The sequence below is a fragment of the Gordonia sp. NB41Y genome, assembly GCF_030718915.1.
Classification (GTDB): domain Bacteria; phylum Actinomycetota; class Actinomycetes; order Mycobacteriales; family Mycobacteriaceae; genus Gordonia; species Gordonia desulfuricans.
On record NZ_CP132196.1, the window covers coordinates 4,357,239 to 4,372,632 of the forward strand.

The following is a 15,394-nucleotide window of genomic DNA, read 5'->3' on the forward strand; positions in this document are numbered from 1 at the left end:
ACCTACCGGTGGACAGATTCGCGAAAATGTCTACTAGCGGTTGACGTTGACGATTCCCGGCGAGAGCGTGACCGTGTTGCCGCCGTCGCCGAGCACGGTGACGGTCAGACTCAGGGTGCCCGCACCGGTCGGCAACGCCGGACTGATCGTCGGCTTACCCGAGGTGCAGGCCGGGAAGGTCGCATCGTCGGCCTTGTGGGTGGAGGTGTTCTTCCAGCTCACCGCAACCTTCGCGGTCCGCAGGCTGGTGGCGCACGCGTTCCCGGGCATCGGCTCGAGCCAGACGACGGTGGTGTCGGTACCCGTGGCCGCGGCGGCCAGCGGCGCGACGAACCCGCCGGTCGGCAGGATGCCCACGCGCGTGATGCCGATGGTCGGCGTCTGGTTGGACACGTCGAGCTGGCGGACGGCGGGCTGGGTGGGAGCGGTCGACCCCGGAACGGTGGCATCCGGTGCTGCAGGGCTCGGTGTGCCGGATTCCGGCGTATTCGTCTGTGGCCCGCTGTCGGGTGCGGCAGCGGCGACTCCGGCGGCAACGGGTGCGACGGCGAGTGCGAGGACCCCCGCTGCCGAGACGGCAATTCTCTTCAACATCATGAGTAACATCAGCCCCTTCCGTCACACGACGGTACCAGCGGGCCCATCCAGGGGCCACTTCGTCGAAATGGGTACATGGGTGTATCGGGTGATAGGACTGTGGGCATGACCGAGGCTCCATCTGTTCCCGCTGCCACGACCGAATCCGCCACCCCGATGTCCGTACTGCACATCGGGCACATGGTGGTGGAGGGGACCACGATCCGCGCCGAGCAACAACTCTGCGCGCGATTCGCCGATCATCGCGGGCGTATCGACCTGCCTGCCCTCGGGGTGCTCTTCGACCACGTCGCCGGTATCCCGTTCTTCCGCCTCGGCGCCGAGGCCGGCGCGCTGAGCATGCAGGCCCGCCTCGCCATGTCCGGCCTCGGGCACATCGACGTCGACGAGAAGATCAGCTGCAGCGCCGAGGTGGTGATGCACGACGACGGGACGGGGATCACCACCGTCGACATCCGTACCTCCGACGGCACGCTGGGCTGCACCGGCCTCGCCCGCAACATGCGGGTCGCGCGGCCGGCCGCCGGCGACGAGGACGAGACCCCGATCGCCGTCGACACCCCGGACTGCGACGGACACGGCATCGAACTCCCCGGTCCGGTTCCGGCCCACCTCGACGGACGTGACGTGATCGCCGAGATCGCCGAAGGCCGGCGTCCCATCGGTCCGCTCGCCGAACTGCTCGGCGGCCGGATCGAGTTCGACGGCGACACCGGCATGCTGCGCTTCACCGCGGCCACCGACCCGTGGATGGCGAATGTCTTCGGCACCATGCACGGCGGCGTGATCGCCACCATCATCGGACAGGCCTTCTCGCTGGCCGGCCAGGCACACGCCGCCGCAGGCAAGGACTACCGCGTCGGCGACCTCACCTTCGGCTTCTACCGCTCGCCCGCGGTCGGTGGCGTGGACGTCGTCGTCGACGTCACGCCGGTCAAGATCGGTCGTCGGATCGCGGCCTTCCGCGCGACGATGGTCGACGCCGACGGGAAGCTGCTCGCCGACGGTAGCGCCGACATCCACTATTCCTAGGGTCCGCCCGCCACCTGGGTCTGCCCGGGTCGGCGACCCGCTGCGTCACGCCCGGCGGCGCAGTCTCCGACAGAAACAATCATGTGTGCTTGATTTTTATTGTCGGATGTGTGACGCTCATCGCATGTCGAACGTGCAGGAGGTCGTGGCCGACCTCACCGCAGAGTCCCGGGTACTCGACGAGCTGGTCGCCGGTCTCGACGCCGCCGGCTGGGCCACTGCGACCCCCGCACCCGGGTGGACCGTCGCCCATCAGATCGCGCACCTGAGTTGGACCGACACCCAGTCGGGGATCGCCGCCACCGATCCGGCGGCGTTCGCCGCCGTCGTCGCCGAAGCGCTGGAGAATCCCACCGGCTTCGTCGACGAGGCCGCCGAGCAGGGGGCACGGCTGCCGGGGGCCGAACTGCTCGCGCAGTGGCGGACCGCCCGGGAAGCCCTGGCGGCGGCGCTGCTCGCCGTTCCGGATGGCACCAAGATCCCGTGGTTCGGCCCGCCGATGTCGGCCACGTCCATGGCCACCGCCCGCCTGATGGAGACCTGGGCCCACGGCCTCGACGTCGCCGACGCGCTCGGCGTCACCCTCGAACCCACCGACCGGATCAAGGCCGTGGCCCACATCGGCGTGCGGACCCGCGACTTCGCCTACGCGGTGAACGGCAAACAGCCACCCGCACAGCCGTTCCGCGTCGAACTCGTCGCGCCGTCGGGGGCGCTGTGGACCTGGGGCCCCGACGACGCCACCGACATCGTGCGCGGTCCCGCGCTCGACTTCTGCCTGCTGGTCACCCAGCGGCGTGCCCCCGCCGATCTCGCACTGCACTTCGTCGGCGACGACGCACGTGAATGGTCCACGATCGCACAGTGTTTCGCCGGTCCTCCGGGGGCCGGACGCGAACCCGCGACGACCACCCCGGATGCGACCACGACAGCGGAGGGCTGATCACATGACCGTGCAGAAGAGCGTACGGATCGGCAATGCGTCCGGTTTCTACGGCGACCGGTTCGCCGCGGTGCGGGAGATGCTCGAGGGCGGCGAGCTCGACTTCCTCACCGGCGACTACCTCGCCGAGCTCACCATGCTGATCCTCGGCAAGGACCGGCTCAAAGACCCCAAGGCCGGTTACGCCAAGACATTCCTGCGTCAGATGGAGGACTGCCTGGGCCTGGCCGTCGACAAGGGCGTCAAGATCGTCACCAATGCCGGCGGACTCAACCCGCACGGCCTGGCCGTGGCGTTGCGCGAACTCGCCGACCGGACCGGCATCGATGCCGGCATCGCCTTCGTCGACGGTGACGACCTCCTCGGTCGCGCCGCCGACCTGGGTCTCGGGAAACCGTTGACCGCCAACGCCTATCTCGGCGCCTTCGGGATCAAGTCGGCCCTCGACGCCGGAGCCGACGTCGTCGTCACCGGACGGATCACCGACGCCTCGCTCACCGTCGGCCCGGCGGCCGCCGTGTTCGACTGGGACTACGACGATCTCGACGCACTCGCCGGTGCGGTGGTCGCCGGTCACGTCATCGAATGCGGGGCGCAGGCGACCGGCGGCAACTACGCCTTCTTCACCGAGCTGCCGTTGCGCGAGTCGCGCGCCGCCGGACACATCGGATTCCCCATCGCCGAGATCGCCGCCGACGGCTCGTCGGTGATCACCAAACACGACGGCACCGGGGGAGCCGTCACCGTCGGAACCGTCACCGCACAACTCCTCTACGAGGTGAGCGGCCCCCGCTACCTGGGCCCCGACGTGACCACCCGCCTGGACTCCATCACCCTCGGCCAGGAGGGCCCCGACCGCGTCTCGATCAGCGGCGTCCGCGGCGAGGCACCGCCGGAGACCACCAAGGTGTCGCTGAATCATCTCGGCGGCGTCCGCAACGAGATCACCATGATCCTCACCGGTCTCGACATCGAGGCCAAGGCCGAACTGTTCCGCGCTCAGTTCCTTGCCGCATTGCCCGCGCTGCCGCAGCAGATCAACTGGGAGCTGTCCCGCCTCGACCGCGCCGACGCACAGACCGAGGAGCAGGCCAGTGCCCTGCTGCGGTGCGTCGCCCGCGACTCCGACGCCGGCAAGGTGGGGCGCGCATTCTCTTCCACCGCAGTCGAACTCGCCCTGGCCAGCTACCCCGGATTCTCCATGACCGCCCCGCCCGGAAACGGATCGCCCTTCGGGGTGTTCGAACCCGGCTACGTCGACGCCGCTCTGGTCGAGCATCGCGTGGCCTTCCCCGACGGTGTGGTGGAGCGGATCGACCCGAGTCCCCTGCGCACCCGGGTGGAACCCGATGTGTCCGACCCGCAGTCGGTCACGGCCACCACCGATTTCGGCCCCACCGAACTGCAACCGCTCGGCCGGATCGCCGGTGCCCGCAGCGGCGACAAGGGAGGCAGCGCCAACATCGGTGTGTGGGTGCGTGACCCGCAGCACTACGCGTGGCTGGAGGAGACCCTCGACGCCGAGCTGCTCGCCGAATTGCTCCCCGAGGTGCACGGACTGACCATCCACCGTCACCGGCTGCCCAACCTGCTCGCGGTGAACTTCGTGATCGAGGGTGTGCTCGGCCGCGGCGTCGCCGACAACGTCCGCTTCGACCCGCAGGCGAAGGGGATGGGGGAGTGGCTGCGCTCCCGGCCGGTACCGATTCCGCGGTCCTTCCTCTGAGCGTCCACCGCTGCGCCAGAACCACTCTCGAATCCACTCCCTGCTGACGTCATCCCGGCACCACGCCCACGATTGCGAGGACCCACAGACATGCCGATCACCGACCCCGTGTGGGACGGTCCCGAACGCCGCGCACTGCGCGAGACCGTCCGCGGATTCGTCACCCGCCACGTCCTGCCGCACCAGGACGACTGGGAACGCGACGGAGAGATCCCCCGTGACGTCCACCGCGCGGCCGCCGAACTCGGGCTGTTCGGACTGGGCGTCGACGAGGCGATCGGCGGCAGCGGCGGCGACATGATCGACGCGACCGTCCTCGCCGAGGAACTGCACCACGCCGGTGCCGCCGGCGGTGTCTTCGCCTCGCTGTTCACCCACGGAATCGCCCTGCCGCACCTGATCGCCGCCGGTGACCCCGACCAGATCGACCGCTGGGTGCGACCCACCCTCGCCGGCGAGATGATCGGCAGCCTGGCGATCACCGAACCCGGCGGCGGCAGCGACGTCGGGCACCTGACGACCCGGGCGGTCCGCGACGGCGACCACTACATCGTCAACGGCGCCAAGACCTACATCACCTCCGCGGTACGCGCCGACTTCGTCGTCACCGCCGTACGCACCGGCGGCGACGGGGCCGCGGGGGTGTCGCTGCTCGTGATCGAGAAGGACACACCGGGATTCACCGTCACCCGCAAGCTCGACAAGATGGGCTGGCGATGCTCGGACACCGCCGAACTGTCCTTCGTCGACGTCCGCGTGCCGGTGACCAACCTGGTGGGTGCCGAGAACTCCGGATTCGCCCAGATCGCCACCGCCTTCGTGTCCGAACGCTCGTCGCTGGCGGTGCAGGCCTATGCCAGCGCGCAGCGCTGCCTGGACCTGTCGCTGGCCTGGGCACGCGACCGCGAGACCTTCGGCAAACCGATCATCACACGACAATCCGTGCAGGACACCCTCACCGAGATGGCCCGCCGGATCGACGTCGCCCGCACCTACACCCGGGCCGTCGTCGAACGCAAGGTGACCTCGGACGACGACATGATCGCCGAGGTGTGCTTCGCCAAGAACACCGCCGTCGAGGCCGGGGAATGGGTGGCGTCCAAAGCCGTTCAGCTGCACGGCGGACTCGGCTACATGACCGGCACCGAGGTCGAACGCCAGTATCGCGACATGCGCATCATCGGCATCGGCGGTGGCACCACCGAGATCCTCACCGGACTGGCCGCAAAACGATTGGGGTACCAACGATGACCGCACTGCGTTCCACCCTCGACCCGACCGGCGAGGACTACACCCGCAACCGCGAGCAGATGCTCGGCAAACTCGACGAGCTCCAGGTGGAACTCGACAAGGCGCTGGCAGGCGGCGGGGAGAAGAGCGTCGCCCGACACCGCAAGCGCGACAAGATGCTTCCCCGTGAGCGCATCGAGATGCTGATCGACGAGGACTCGGCCTTCCTCGAACTGTGTCCGCTCGCGGCCTTCGGTTCCGACTTCACCGTCGGGGCGTCGGTGATCGTCGGGATCGGTGTGGTCGAAGGCATCGAATGTCTCGTCGTCGCCAGCGATCCCACCGTCAAGGGCGGCACGTCCAATCCGTGGACCCTGCGCAAGAACCTGCGCGCCAACGACATCGCGCTGGCCAACCGGCTGCCGGTGATCTGCCTGGTGGAGTCCGGTGGCGCGGACCTGCCGACCCAGAAGGAGGTGTTCGTCCCCGGCGGACGACTCTTCCGTGATCTCACCCGGCTGTCGGCGGCCGGAATCCCCACCATCGCACTGGTCTTCGGCAACTCCACCGCCGGTGGCGCCTACATTCCCGGCATGAGCGATCACGTCGTCATGATCGAGAACCGGTCCAAGGTGTTCCTCGGCGGTCCGCCGCTGGTCAAGATGGCCACCGGTGAGGACAGCGACGACGAATCCCTCGGCGGCGCACAACTGCACGCCCGGCAGTCGGGTCTGGCCGACCACTATGCCGCCGACGAGCAGGACGCCTTGCGGATCGGACGGCGGATCGTGGCCCGCCTCAACTGGCGCAAACAGGGGCCGAAGCCGGTCGCCGAGGTCGTCGAACCCCGTTACAGCACCGAGGAACTGCTCGGCATCGTCCCCGGTGATCTGAAGATCCCCTTCGATCCGCGCGAGGTGATCGCCCGCGTCGTCGACGACAGCGACTTCGACGAGTTCAAGTCCGAGTACGGCAACTCGCTGTGTACCGGATGGGCGCGTATCCACGGCTATCCGATCGGCATCCTCGCCAACGCGCAGGGCGTGCTGTTCAGCCAGGAATCGCAGAAGGCGGCCCAGTTCATCCAGCTCGCCAACCGCAGCGACACCCCACTGCTGTTCCTGCACAACACCACCGGCTACATGGTGGGGCAGGAGTACGAGAAGGGCGGGATGATCAAGCACGGCTCGATGATGATCAACGCCGTCTCCAACTCCAAGGTCCCGCATCTGTCGGTGCTGCTGGGCGCCAGCTACGGTGCGGGGCACTACGGCATGTGCGGACGCGCCTTCGACCCGCGTTTCCTGTTCTCCTGGCCCAGTGCGAAATCCGCGGTGATGGGGGCCGCGCAGCTCGCCGGCGTCATCTCGATCGTGTCGCGGGCGGCCACCGAGGCCCGCGGCGGCACCGTCGACGAGGCCGCCGACGCCGCGATGCGCCAGATGATCGAGGCACAGATCGAGGCCGAGTCGGTGCCGGCATTCCTGTCCGGGATGCTCTACGACGACGGCGTGATCGACCCGCGCGACACCCGCACGATCCTCGGACTGTGCCTGTCGGCGATCCACAGCGGACCGGTGGAGGGGACGTCGAACTTCGGCGTCTTCCGGATGTGAGGGGACAACGTTGAACAACACCACGATCACCGCAGCAACAACCACGTCCGGGAGCGCCTCGGGAGCCGCAGGCGACGGACCGGCCATGGCCGGTCCGATCACCTCGGTACTCGTCGCCAACCGCGGCGAGATCGCCCGCCGGGTGTTCACCTCGGCGGCCGCCATGGGGCTCGACACCGTCGCGGTGTTCTCCGATCCCGACGCCGCGTCGCCGCATGTGGCCGCCGCCGACACCGCGATCCGACTGCCCGGCACGACGTCTGCCGAGACCTATCTGCGTGGCGAGCAGATCATCGCCGCCGCACGCGCGGCCGGTGCCGACGCGATCCACCCCGGCTACGGATTCCTCTCGGAGAACGCCGAGTTCGCCGCCGCCGTGCTCGACGCCGGACTGGTGTGGGTGGGCCCGCCGCCGTCGGCGATCGCCGCGATGGGCTCCAAGGTCAACGCCAAGAAGCTGATGGCCGACGCCGGGGTGCCGGTACTCGGTGACATCGATCCCGATGCGGTCACCGCCGACGACCTGCCGCTGCTGATCAAGGCGTCCGCCGGTGGCGGTGGACGTGGCATGCGGATCGTCCGTTCGCTCGACGATCTCGCCGAGCAGGTGGCGGCGGCTCGACGCGAGGCCGAGTCGGCGTTCGGTGATCCCACGGTGTTCTGTGAACCGTATGTCGAACGCGGACACCACATCGAGGTGCAGGTGCTCGCCGACACCCACGGGACGATCTGGGCGGTGGGCGAGCGGGAATGCTCCATCCAGCGTCGTCACCAGAAGGTCGTCGAGGAAGCCCCCGCACCGCTGGTCGAGCGGATCGGCGAGGACATGCGGGAACGGCTCTACGCCGCCGCGCGCACCGCGGTGGGCGCGATCGGCTACACCGGTGCGGGCACCGTGGAGTTCCTCGCCGACGATCGCGGCCGGTTCTATTTCCTGGAGACCAACACCCGCCTGCAGGTGGAGCACCCGGTCACCGAACTGACCACCGGCACCGACCTGGTGGAGTGGCAGCTGCGGATCGCGATGGGGGAGAGGCTCGATGCCGAGCCGCCGGCGGCGCGAGGTGCCTCCATCGAGGTGCGCCTGTACGCCGAGGACCCGGCCGCCGGATGGCAGCCGCAGTCGGGCACCGTGCACACCTTTGCACTCGACGCCGTGACGTCGTTCGGTCCGCTGGACCGTCCGGGTGTCCGTCTGGACTCCTCGATCGGTGACGGCTCGGAGATCTCCACCTTCTACGATCCGATGCTGGCCAAGGTCATCTCCTGGGCGCCGAACCGGGCGCGTGCCGCGGCCATGCTGGCCCGCACCCTCGCCGATGCGCGGATCCACGGCCCGGTGACCAACCGCGACCTGCTGGTGAACATCCTGCGCGAGAAGACCTTCCGCGCCGGTGAGACCGATACCGGCTACCTCGACGAGGTGGGCATCGACGTGCTGTCGGCGCCGCTGGCCGACGAGGCGGCCCGCACCCGTGCCACCATCGCGGCGGCCCTCGCGACCGGCGCCGCCAACCGGGACTCCGCCCGCGTCCAGGCGAGCCTCGAATCGGGCTGGCGCAACATGGCGTCGGGCTATCAGACCAAGACCTATCTGCTGCCCGACGACACCGAGACGGTGGTGCGCTACCGCCACACCCGCGACGGCGTGGAACTGCCGGACGCCCCGGGGCTGGTCGTGGTCGCCGTCGGCGCCGACACCGTCACCCTGGCCGACGCCGACGGGGTGCAGCAGACCCTGACGGTGGCCCGCTACGGCGAGACCGATGTCTACGTCGACGGACCGGGATTCGGTGTGCACCTGCGCCGTACGCCGCGCTTCGTCGACCCGGCCAGTGTGCAGCGGCCGGGATCGCTGCTGGCGCCGATGCCGGGGGCGGTGATCCGGGTGGCCGTCGCCGAGGGCGACACCGTCACCGCCGGTCAGCCGATCATCTGGCTCGAGGCGATGAAGATGGAACACACGATCAGCGCCCCCGCCGACGGTGTGGTGGCGACCCTCGCCGTCGAACCGGGCCGCCAGCTCGCCGTCGGCGATGTGCTGGCCGTGATCACCGACGGGTCGACCGACGGTGATACGAACCGAACAGACGTGAATGGAACAGAAGGGGCCCGGGCAGCATCTGCCGCGGCCGAGCAGGAGGGGAACGCATGACCGACAACCCGTTCGTCGAGACGACCGAACGATCCGAGCTGCGCGCGGCGGTCGCCGGACTGGCCGCCAAGTACGGGCAGGACTACTTCCGCGAGTGCGCCCGCGAGGGCCGCAAGACCGACGAACTGTGGCGGGAGGCAGGGCAACTCGGCTTCATCGGGGTCAACCTGCCCGAACAGTACGGCGGCGGTGGCGCCGGTATGTACGAGCTGGCGATCGTGATGGAGGAGATCGCGGCCGCCGGGACCGGACTGCTGATGCTGGTGGTCTCCCCGGCCATCTGCGGCAACATCATCGCGCGGTTCGGCACCGAGGAACAGAAGCAGAAGTGGTTGCCGGGTCTCGCCGAGGGCACGCTCACCATGGCATTCGGTATCACCGAACCCGACGCCGGCTCCAACTCCCATCAGATCACCACCACCGCGCGCCGTGACGGATCGGACTGGATCCTCAACGGGCAGAAGGTGTTCATCTCCGGTGTCGACCAGGCCGACGCCGTGCTGATCGTCGGGCGCACCGAGGACGCCAAGACCGGCAAGCTCAAGCCCGCACTGTTCATCCTGCCGACCGATGCGCCGGGCTTCACCTACACGCTGATCGAGATGGAACTGCAGAACCCGGAGAAGCAGTTCCAGCTGTTCCTCGACGACGTCCGGCTGCCCGCCGATGCACTCGTCGGTTCCGAGGACGCGGCGCTGAGCCAGCTGTTCGCGGGGCTGAACCCCGAGCGCATCATGGCCGCGGCCTCGGCGGTCGGCATGGGGCGCTTCGCCCTCGACAAGGCCGTCGCCTACATCTCCGACCGCACCGTGTGGAAGGCGCCGATCGCCACCCACCAGGCCATCTCACATCCGCTGGCGCAGGGCAAGATCGAGCTCGAGATGGCCAAGCTGATGATGCAGAAGGCCGCGACCCTCTACGACGCAGGCGACGACTGGGGTGCCGCCGAACCGGCCAACATGGCCAAGTACGCGGCCGCCGAGGCATGCGTGAAGATCGTCGACCAGGCGGTTCACTCGCTGGGTGGCAACGGGCTGACCAGTGAATACGGGCTGGCGCCGATGCTGAGTCTGGCCCGGATCGCGCGGATCGCACCGGTCAGCCGCGAGATGATCCTGAACTTCGTCGCGCAGACGAGTCTCGGATTGCCCAAGTCGTACTGACCACCCCCCGTCACACCGAGCACCCGGCCGAGGAGAGACACGATGACCGAGACATCGCCGGAGGTGGTGCACGCCACCACCGTCAACGGCATCACCACCATCACGCTGGATTCCCCGAGCAACCGAAATGCGTTGGGCGAGGCGCTTGTCGGGCAGTTGCTGTCGGCGTTGCGGGCGGCCGGTGCCGCCCCGGACGTGCGTGCGGTGGTGCTCACCCACGCGGGGTCCACCTTCTGTGCCGGCGCCGACCTCGGGGAGGCGCTGCGCCGTGGCGCGAGTGTCGAGGAGGCCTCGGCGGCCGGCACCGAGGCGATGCTGCAGGTGATGCGGACCATCCTGGAACTGCCGAAACCGGTGGTGGCGCGGATCGACGGGCACGTGCGGGCAGGCGGGTTCGGGTTGATCGGAGCCGCCGACATCGTCGTCGCCGGACCGTCGTCGACCTTCGCACTCACCGAGGCACGGCTCGGTCTGGCGCCGGCGATGATCTCGGTGGTGCTGCTGCCCAAGATGACCGCGCGCTCGTCGGGCCGCTACTACCTGACCGGTGAGACCTTCGATCCGGCAACGGCCGAGCAGATCGGACTCCTCACCCGGGCCTGTGCCACCGCCGATGACCTCGACACCGAGGTGGCCGCCATCCTCGCGGGTATCGGCAAGGCGTCACCGCAGGGGCTGGCCGCGTCCAAGCGGCTGACCACGGCGTCGATCCTGCGCGACTTCGACCGCGACGCCCGCCTGTGCGCCGAGGAGTCCGCGGCATTGTTCGGCAGCGACGAGGCACGTGAGGGGATGGCCGCCTTCCTCGGGAAACGGCCACCTGCGTGGGACCTCTCCGGACGGTCGGAGACGGCATGACCACTACAGTGACACCATGACCACCGCAGGCCGCACGAATCGGCGTGAACCACAACAGGAGCGATCACGGATCACTCGTGAGCGCCTGTTGTCGTCGACGATCGAGGCGCTCGCGCAGGACGGCTGGTCGGCCGCCACGGTGGCGGCGGTGGCCGAGCGGGCCGGGGTGTCGCGCGGTGCGGCACAACATCATTTCCCGACCCGCGAGGCCCTGATCACCGCGACGCTCGAGCAGGTCTTCGACGACCTCGCCGACTCGGCCACCCGGGCACATCCGGTGCCCGACGATGCCGACCGTGTGTCGGCGGCCGTGGAGCATGCGGTCGCAATGTACACCGGTACCGAATTCAAGGCGGCCCTGCAGATCTGGGCGGCCGCGGCATCCGATTCGGCCCTCCGGGCGCTGATCCTGCCGATGGAGGCGAGGTTCGCGCGAGCGGCACACCGTACGACGATGGCCGTACTCGGCGCCGAACCCGACGACGACGCCGCCCACCGTGCTGTGCAGGCCACGCTCGACCTCGCACGTGGACTCGGCCTCGCCGACACCCTCTCCGACGACTCCGCCCGTCGCGCCCAGGTGGTCGCGACCTGGTCGGAGATGATGCGCGCGATGCTGGGCTGATCGAGACTCACTCGGTGACGCCTGGTGGTGGTTGAGCGAGGACCTGTGTTTCCGAGGTGGTTGGGACCCGGGGTGTGCTGCGGGGATTTCGACTCGGGTCCTCGCCTTTCTGGCTCGGTCCCGGCTCAATCATCAAGGGGTAGTGGATGAGCAGTGTTGAAACCTTGGTGGGCCGAGCTCGGGGTGTGACCGGTTTGGAGGTGGTTGGCGCCCGGTGTGTGTTGCGGGGATTTCGACTCGGGTCCTCGCCTTTCCGGCTCGGTCCCGGCTCAATCATCAACTTGTGGTGGGTGGTTGAGCCAGGACTGAGCGGAGCGAGGACCTGTGTCGGAACCTTGGTGGATCGAGCTCGGGGTGTGACCGGTTTGGGGGTGGTTGGTGCCGGGGGTGTGGTGCGGGGATTTCGACTCGGGTCCTCGCCTTTCCGGCTCGGTCCCGGCTCAATCATCAAGGGGGCTGGTGCAATCAGCGACGCCCGTGGGTGGTTGAGCCAGGACCGAGCGGAGCGAGGACCTGTGTCGAAACCTCGGTGGGCCGAGCTCGGGGCGTGACCGGTTTGGAGGTGCTTGGCACCCGGGGGTGTGGTGCGGGGATTTCGACTCGGGTCCTCGCCTTTCCGGCTCGGTCCCGGCTCAATCATCAACTCGTGGTGGGTGGTTGAGCCAGGACCGTGGGGACGCGACCACCTCGGCGGTGGTCGCGTCCGTGGGTGTCACTCAGCTGTCGTGGATGATCACACCGCGAATGTTCTTGCCGTCGCGCAGATCCTGGTAACCGTCGTTCACCTGGTCGAGGGTGTAGGTCTGGGTGATCAGCTCGTCGAGCTTGAGCTGGCCGGCATCGTAGAGACGGAGCAGCCGGACGATGTCGTACTGCGGATTGGCCGAACCGAACAGAGTGCCCTTGATGGTCTTCTGGTTGAGGGTCAGATCGGTGCCGGACACGTGCACGGTGAGCTTGGTGGGATCGGCCAGACCGGTGATCACCACGGTGCCGCCCTTGCCGATCACCGCGGTAGCGCTCTGCACCACCTGCTCGTCGACGGTGCCGACCAGGATCAGTGCCTGATCGGCGCCCTGGCCCCAGGTGAGCTCGTTGACCTTGGCCGCGGCCTCGTCGGCGTCGGCGAAGGCATGTGTGGCACCGAACTTCAGGGCGGTCTCGCGCTTCAGGGCGACCGGATCGACGGCCACGACGTACTTGGCGCCCGCCGACACCGCACCCTGCACCGCGTTGATACCCAGTCCGCCGATGCCGTAGATCACCACGGTGTCACCGGCTTGGACCCCACCGGCGTACACCGAGGTACCCCAGCCCGACGGTACACCGCAGCCGACCAGCACGGCCTTGTCCAGCGGCAGCCACTCGTCGACCTTGACCACCGAGTGCTGGCTGATGGTGGCCCGTTCGGCAAAGGTGCCGAGCATGCACATCGCGCCGAAATCGTCCTTGCCGGAATGGAATCGGAAGGTGCCGTCGGGCATCGAGCCCTCCAGGATGGTGGCACCCATGTCACACAGGTTCTGTCGCCCGGTGGAACAGTAGCGGCAGGTACCGCAGTTGGGGATGAAGCTGCACACCACGTGATCGCCGGGCTTGACCTTGGTGACGCCCGGACCGATCGCCTCGATGATGCCCGACCCCTCGTGACCGCCGACGATCGGATAGCGCGGCGGGAGGTCGCCGTCGGTCAGGTGCAGGTCGGAATGGCACAGGCCGGCGGCGGTGTACTTGATCAGTACCTCGCCCTCGCGGGGCTCGTCGAGGTCGAGTTCGACGATCTCGAACGGCTTGCCGGGGCCGGTGAGGACGGCGGCCTTGGTGGTCATGCTCATGGTGTGGACTCCTTTGTCGTGATGGGTGAATCGTGGTGAGAGGGGGAGCGGAGGATCAGAGCGCGATGTTGACGGCCTTGGTCTGGGTGTAGAGCTCGATGGCCGACTGGCCGAGTTCACGACCCCAGCCCGACTGCTTGTACCCGCCGAACGGCATGGCCGTGTCGAAGCCGTTGTACTGGTTGACCCACACCGAGCCGGCCTTGATCTGGCGGGCCGTCTTGTGCGCCTTGGACAGGTCCTGCGTCCAGATCCCCGCGGCCAGACCGTAGATCGAGTCGTTGGCCGCCGCGGTCACCCCGGTGTCGGCGTCGAAGGGCATCGCCGCCACGACCGGGCCGAAGATCTCCTCCCGCACGATCGAGAAGTCGGGCTCGACGTCGACGAAGACCGTCGGCTCGATGAAGAATCCCTCGGTGCCCCAGCGCTTTCCGCCGGTCAGTGCGCGTGCACCGTCGGCGACACCCGCGGCCAGATAGCCGGAGACACGGTCGAACTGTTCCTGACTGACCAGCGGTCCGAGCTCGGTGGCCGGGTCGAGGCCCGGTCCGATGGTGGCCTGGGATGCGGCCTCGGCGACGGCGGCGGTGAAGTCGTCGAAGATGGGACGTTCGACGAACAGGCGGGTCCCGGCCACACAGCACTGGCCGTGGTTGAACATCCACGCCGCGACCGACCCGGCGACCGCCTTCTCGAAGTCGGCGTCGGCGAAGACGATGTTGGGGCTCTTGCCACCCAGCTCCAGCGACACCTTCTTCAGGTTGCCCTTGGCCGCGTCGACGATCTTCTTGCCGACCTCGGTGGAGCCGGTGAACGCGATCTTGTCGACGTCGTCGTGCGCCGACAACGCGGCTCCGGCGTCACCGAAACCGGTGACGATGTTGACCACCCCGGGCGGGAAGCCTGCCTCGCAGAACACCTCTCCGAGCAGCAGCGCGGTGAGCGGGGTCTGCTCGGCGGGCTTGAGGATCACGGTGTTGCCCGCCGCGAGTGCCGGGGCCAGCTTGAAGGCGGCCATCAGCAGCGGGAAGTTCCACGGCACGATCAGCCCGCACACACCGACCGGCTCGCGCAGCGTGTAGGCGTGGAACTCGCCGCCGGGGACGAACGGCATCGACACGTCGACGGTGGAGCCGGTGATCTTGGTGGCCAGACCGGCGTTGTAGCGGAAGATGTCGGCCGACCACGCGACGTCGACGGCGGTGGCGATGGTGGCGGCCTTGCCGTTGTCGAGGGCCTCGAGCTGGCCGAACTCCTCGGCGCGCTCGGTGAGGATGTCACCCACCCGCCACAACAGCCGCTCCCGCTCGTTGGGCTTCATCCGCGCCCACGGCCCGTCGGTGAACGCGACGCGGGCCGCCCGGACCGCACGGTCGACGTCGGCGGCGTCACCGTGGGCGACCGCGGTGAGCGGGCGGCCGGTGGCCGGGTCGATGGTCTCGAAGGTGCGGCCCGACGCGGCCGGCACCCACTCACCGCCGATCAGCATCTGGCGATCGCGGGCGATGAAGTCACGGACGGCGGGCAAGGGCTCGGTGGCGACGGCAGTCATGTGTGCTCCTGGTCGGGACTCGGTGGCGAAGTGATCTGGGTCATAGATGCGCATCTGCATCT

12 protein-coding genes are annotated in these 15,394 nt (G+C 68.6%); 9 read left to right on the forward strand and 3 right to left on the reverse strand.

Annotated elements, in window-relative coordinates:
• Positions 1-33 precede the first annotated feature (33 nt).
• Positions 34-594, reverse strand: coding sequence for a hypothetical protein (locus Q9K23_RS18940; RefSeq protein ID WP_238403974.1), 561 nt, complete (start codon positions 592-594; stop codon positions 34-36).
• 108 nt (positions 595-702) lie between these two features.
• On the opposite strand from Q9K23_RS18940, the gene Q9K23_RS18945 reads away from it, so the two are divergent.
• From Q9K23_RS18945 to Q9K23_RS18985, 9 genes are all read left to right on the forward strand, one after another.
• On the forward strand, positions 703-1,629 hold the full coding sequence (locus Q9K23_RS18945) for a PaaI family thioesterase (RefSeq protein ID WP_053778522.1): 927 nt from the start codon (positions 703-705) through the stop codon (positions 1,627-1,629).
• Between the two features lie 124 nt (positions 1,630-1,753).
• Positions 1,754-2,572, forward strand: coding sequence for a TIGR03084 family metal-binding protein (locus Q9K23_RS18950; protein ID WP_053778504.1), 819 nt, complete (start codon positions 1,754-1,756; stop codon positions 2,570-2,572).
• A gap of 4 nt (positions 2,573-2,576) precedes the next feature.
• Entirely contained in the window at positions 2,577-4,298 is a 1,722-nt protein-coding gene (locus tag Q9K23_RS18955) for an acyclic terpene utilization AtuA family protein (protein WP_053778505.1), read from the forward strand.
• Between the two features lie 90 nt (positions 4,299-4,388).
• On the forward strand, positions 4,389-5,549 hold the full coding sequence (locus tag Q9K23_RS18960; protein WP_020792562.1) for an acyl-CoA dehydrogenase family protein: 1,161 nt from the start codon (positions 4,389-4,391) through the stop codon (positions 5,547-5,549).
• The gene (locus tag Q9K23_RS18965; protein WP_053778506.1) at positions 5,546-7,144 is read left to right on the forward strand and encodes a carboxyl transferase domain-containing protein; all 1,599 of its coding nucleotides are present in this window, start codon (positions 5,546-5,548) and stop codon (positions 7,142-7,144) included. The genes Q9K23_RS18960 and Q9K23_RS18965 overlap by 4 nt, the downstream gene beginning before the upstream one ends.
• 85 nt (positions 7,145-7,229) lie before the next feature.
• Positions 7,230-9,299: a biotin carboxylase N-terminal domain-containing protein gene (locus Q9K23_RS18970; RefSeq protein WP_053778507.1), complete on the forward strand. Its 2,070-nt coding sequence runs from the start codon at positions 7,230-7,232 to the stop codon at positions 9,297-9,299.
• Positions 9,296-10,462 (forward strand): acyl-CoA dehydrogenase, encoded by a 1,167-nt coding sequence (locus Q9K23_RS18975; RefSeq protein WP_053778508.1) that lies wholly within the window; start codon positions 9,296-9,298, stop codon positions 10,460-10,462. Before Q9K23_RS18970 ends, Q9K23_RS18975 begins: the two co-directional genes overlap by 4 nt.
• Positions 10,463-10,504: 42 nt before the next feature.
• Positions 10,505-11,320 carry an enoyl-CoA hydratase family protein gene (locus tag Q9K23_RS18980; protein WP_053778509.1) on the forward strand — a complete coding sequence of 272 codons (816 nt, stop codon included), beginning with the start codon at positions 10,505-10,507 and terminating at the stop codon, positions 11,318-11,320.
• Between the two features lie 16 nt (positions 11,321-11,336).
• Entirely contained in the window at positions 11,337-11,945 is a 609-nt protein-coding gene (locus tag Q9K23_RS18985; RefSeq protein WP_053778510.1) for a TetR/AcrR family transcriptional regulator, read from the forward strand.
• A 716-nt stretch (positions 11,946-12,661) separates the two neighbouring features.
• Here the strand turns inward: Q9K23_RS18985 and Q9K23_RS18990 are convergent.
• Both Q9K23_RS18990 and Q9K23_RS18995 read right to left on the reverse strand, forming a co-directional pair.
• Entirely contained in the window at positions 12,662-13,780 is a 1,119-nt protein-coding gene (locus tag Q9K23_RS18990; RefSeq protein WP_020792833.1) for an NDMA-dependent alcohol dehydrogenase, read from the reverse strand.
• Positions 13,781-13,835: 55 nt separating this feature from the next.
• Positions 13,836-15,332, reverse strand: a complete 1,497-nt coding sequence (locus Q9K23_RS18995) for an aldehyde dehydrogenase family protein (protein ID WP_053778511.1) — start codon at positions 15,330-15,332, stop codon at positions 13,836-13,838.
• Positions 15,333-15,394 lie beyond the last annotated feature (62 nt).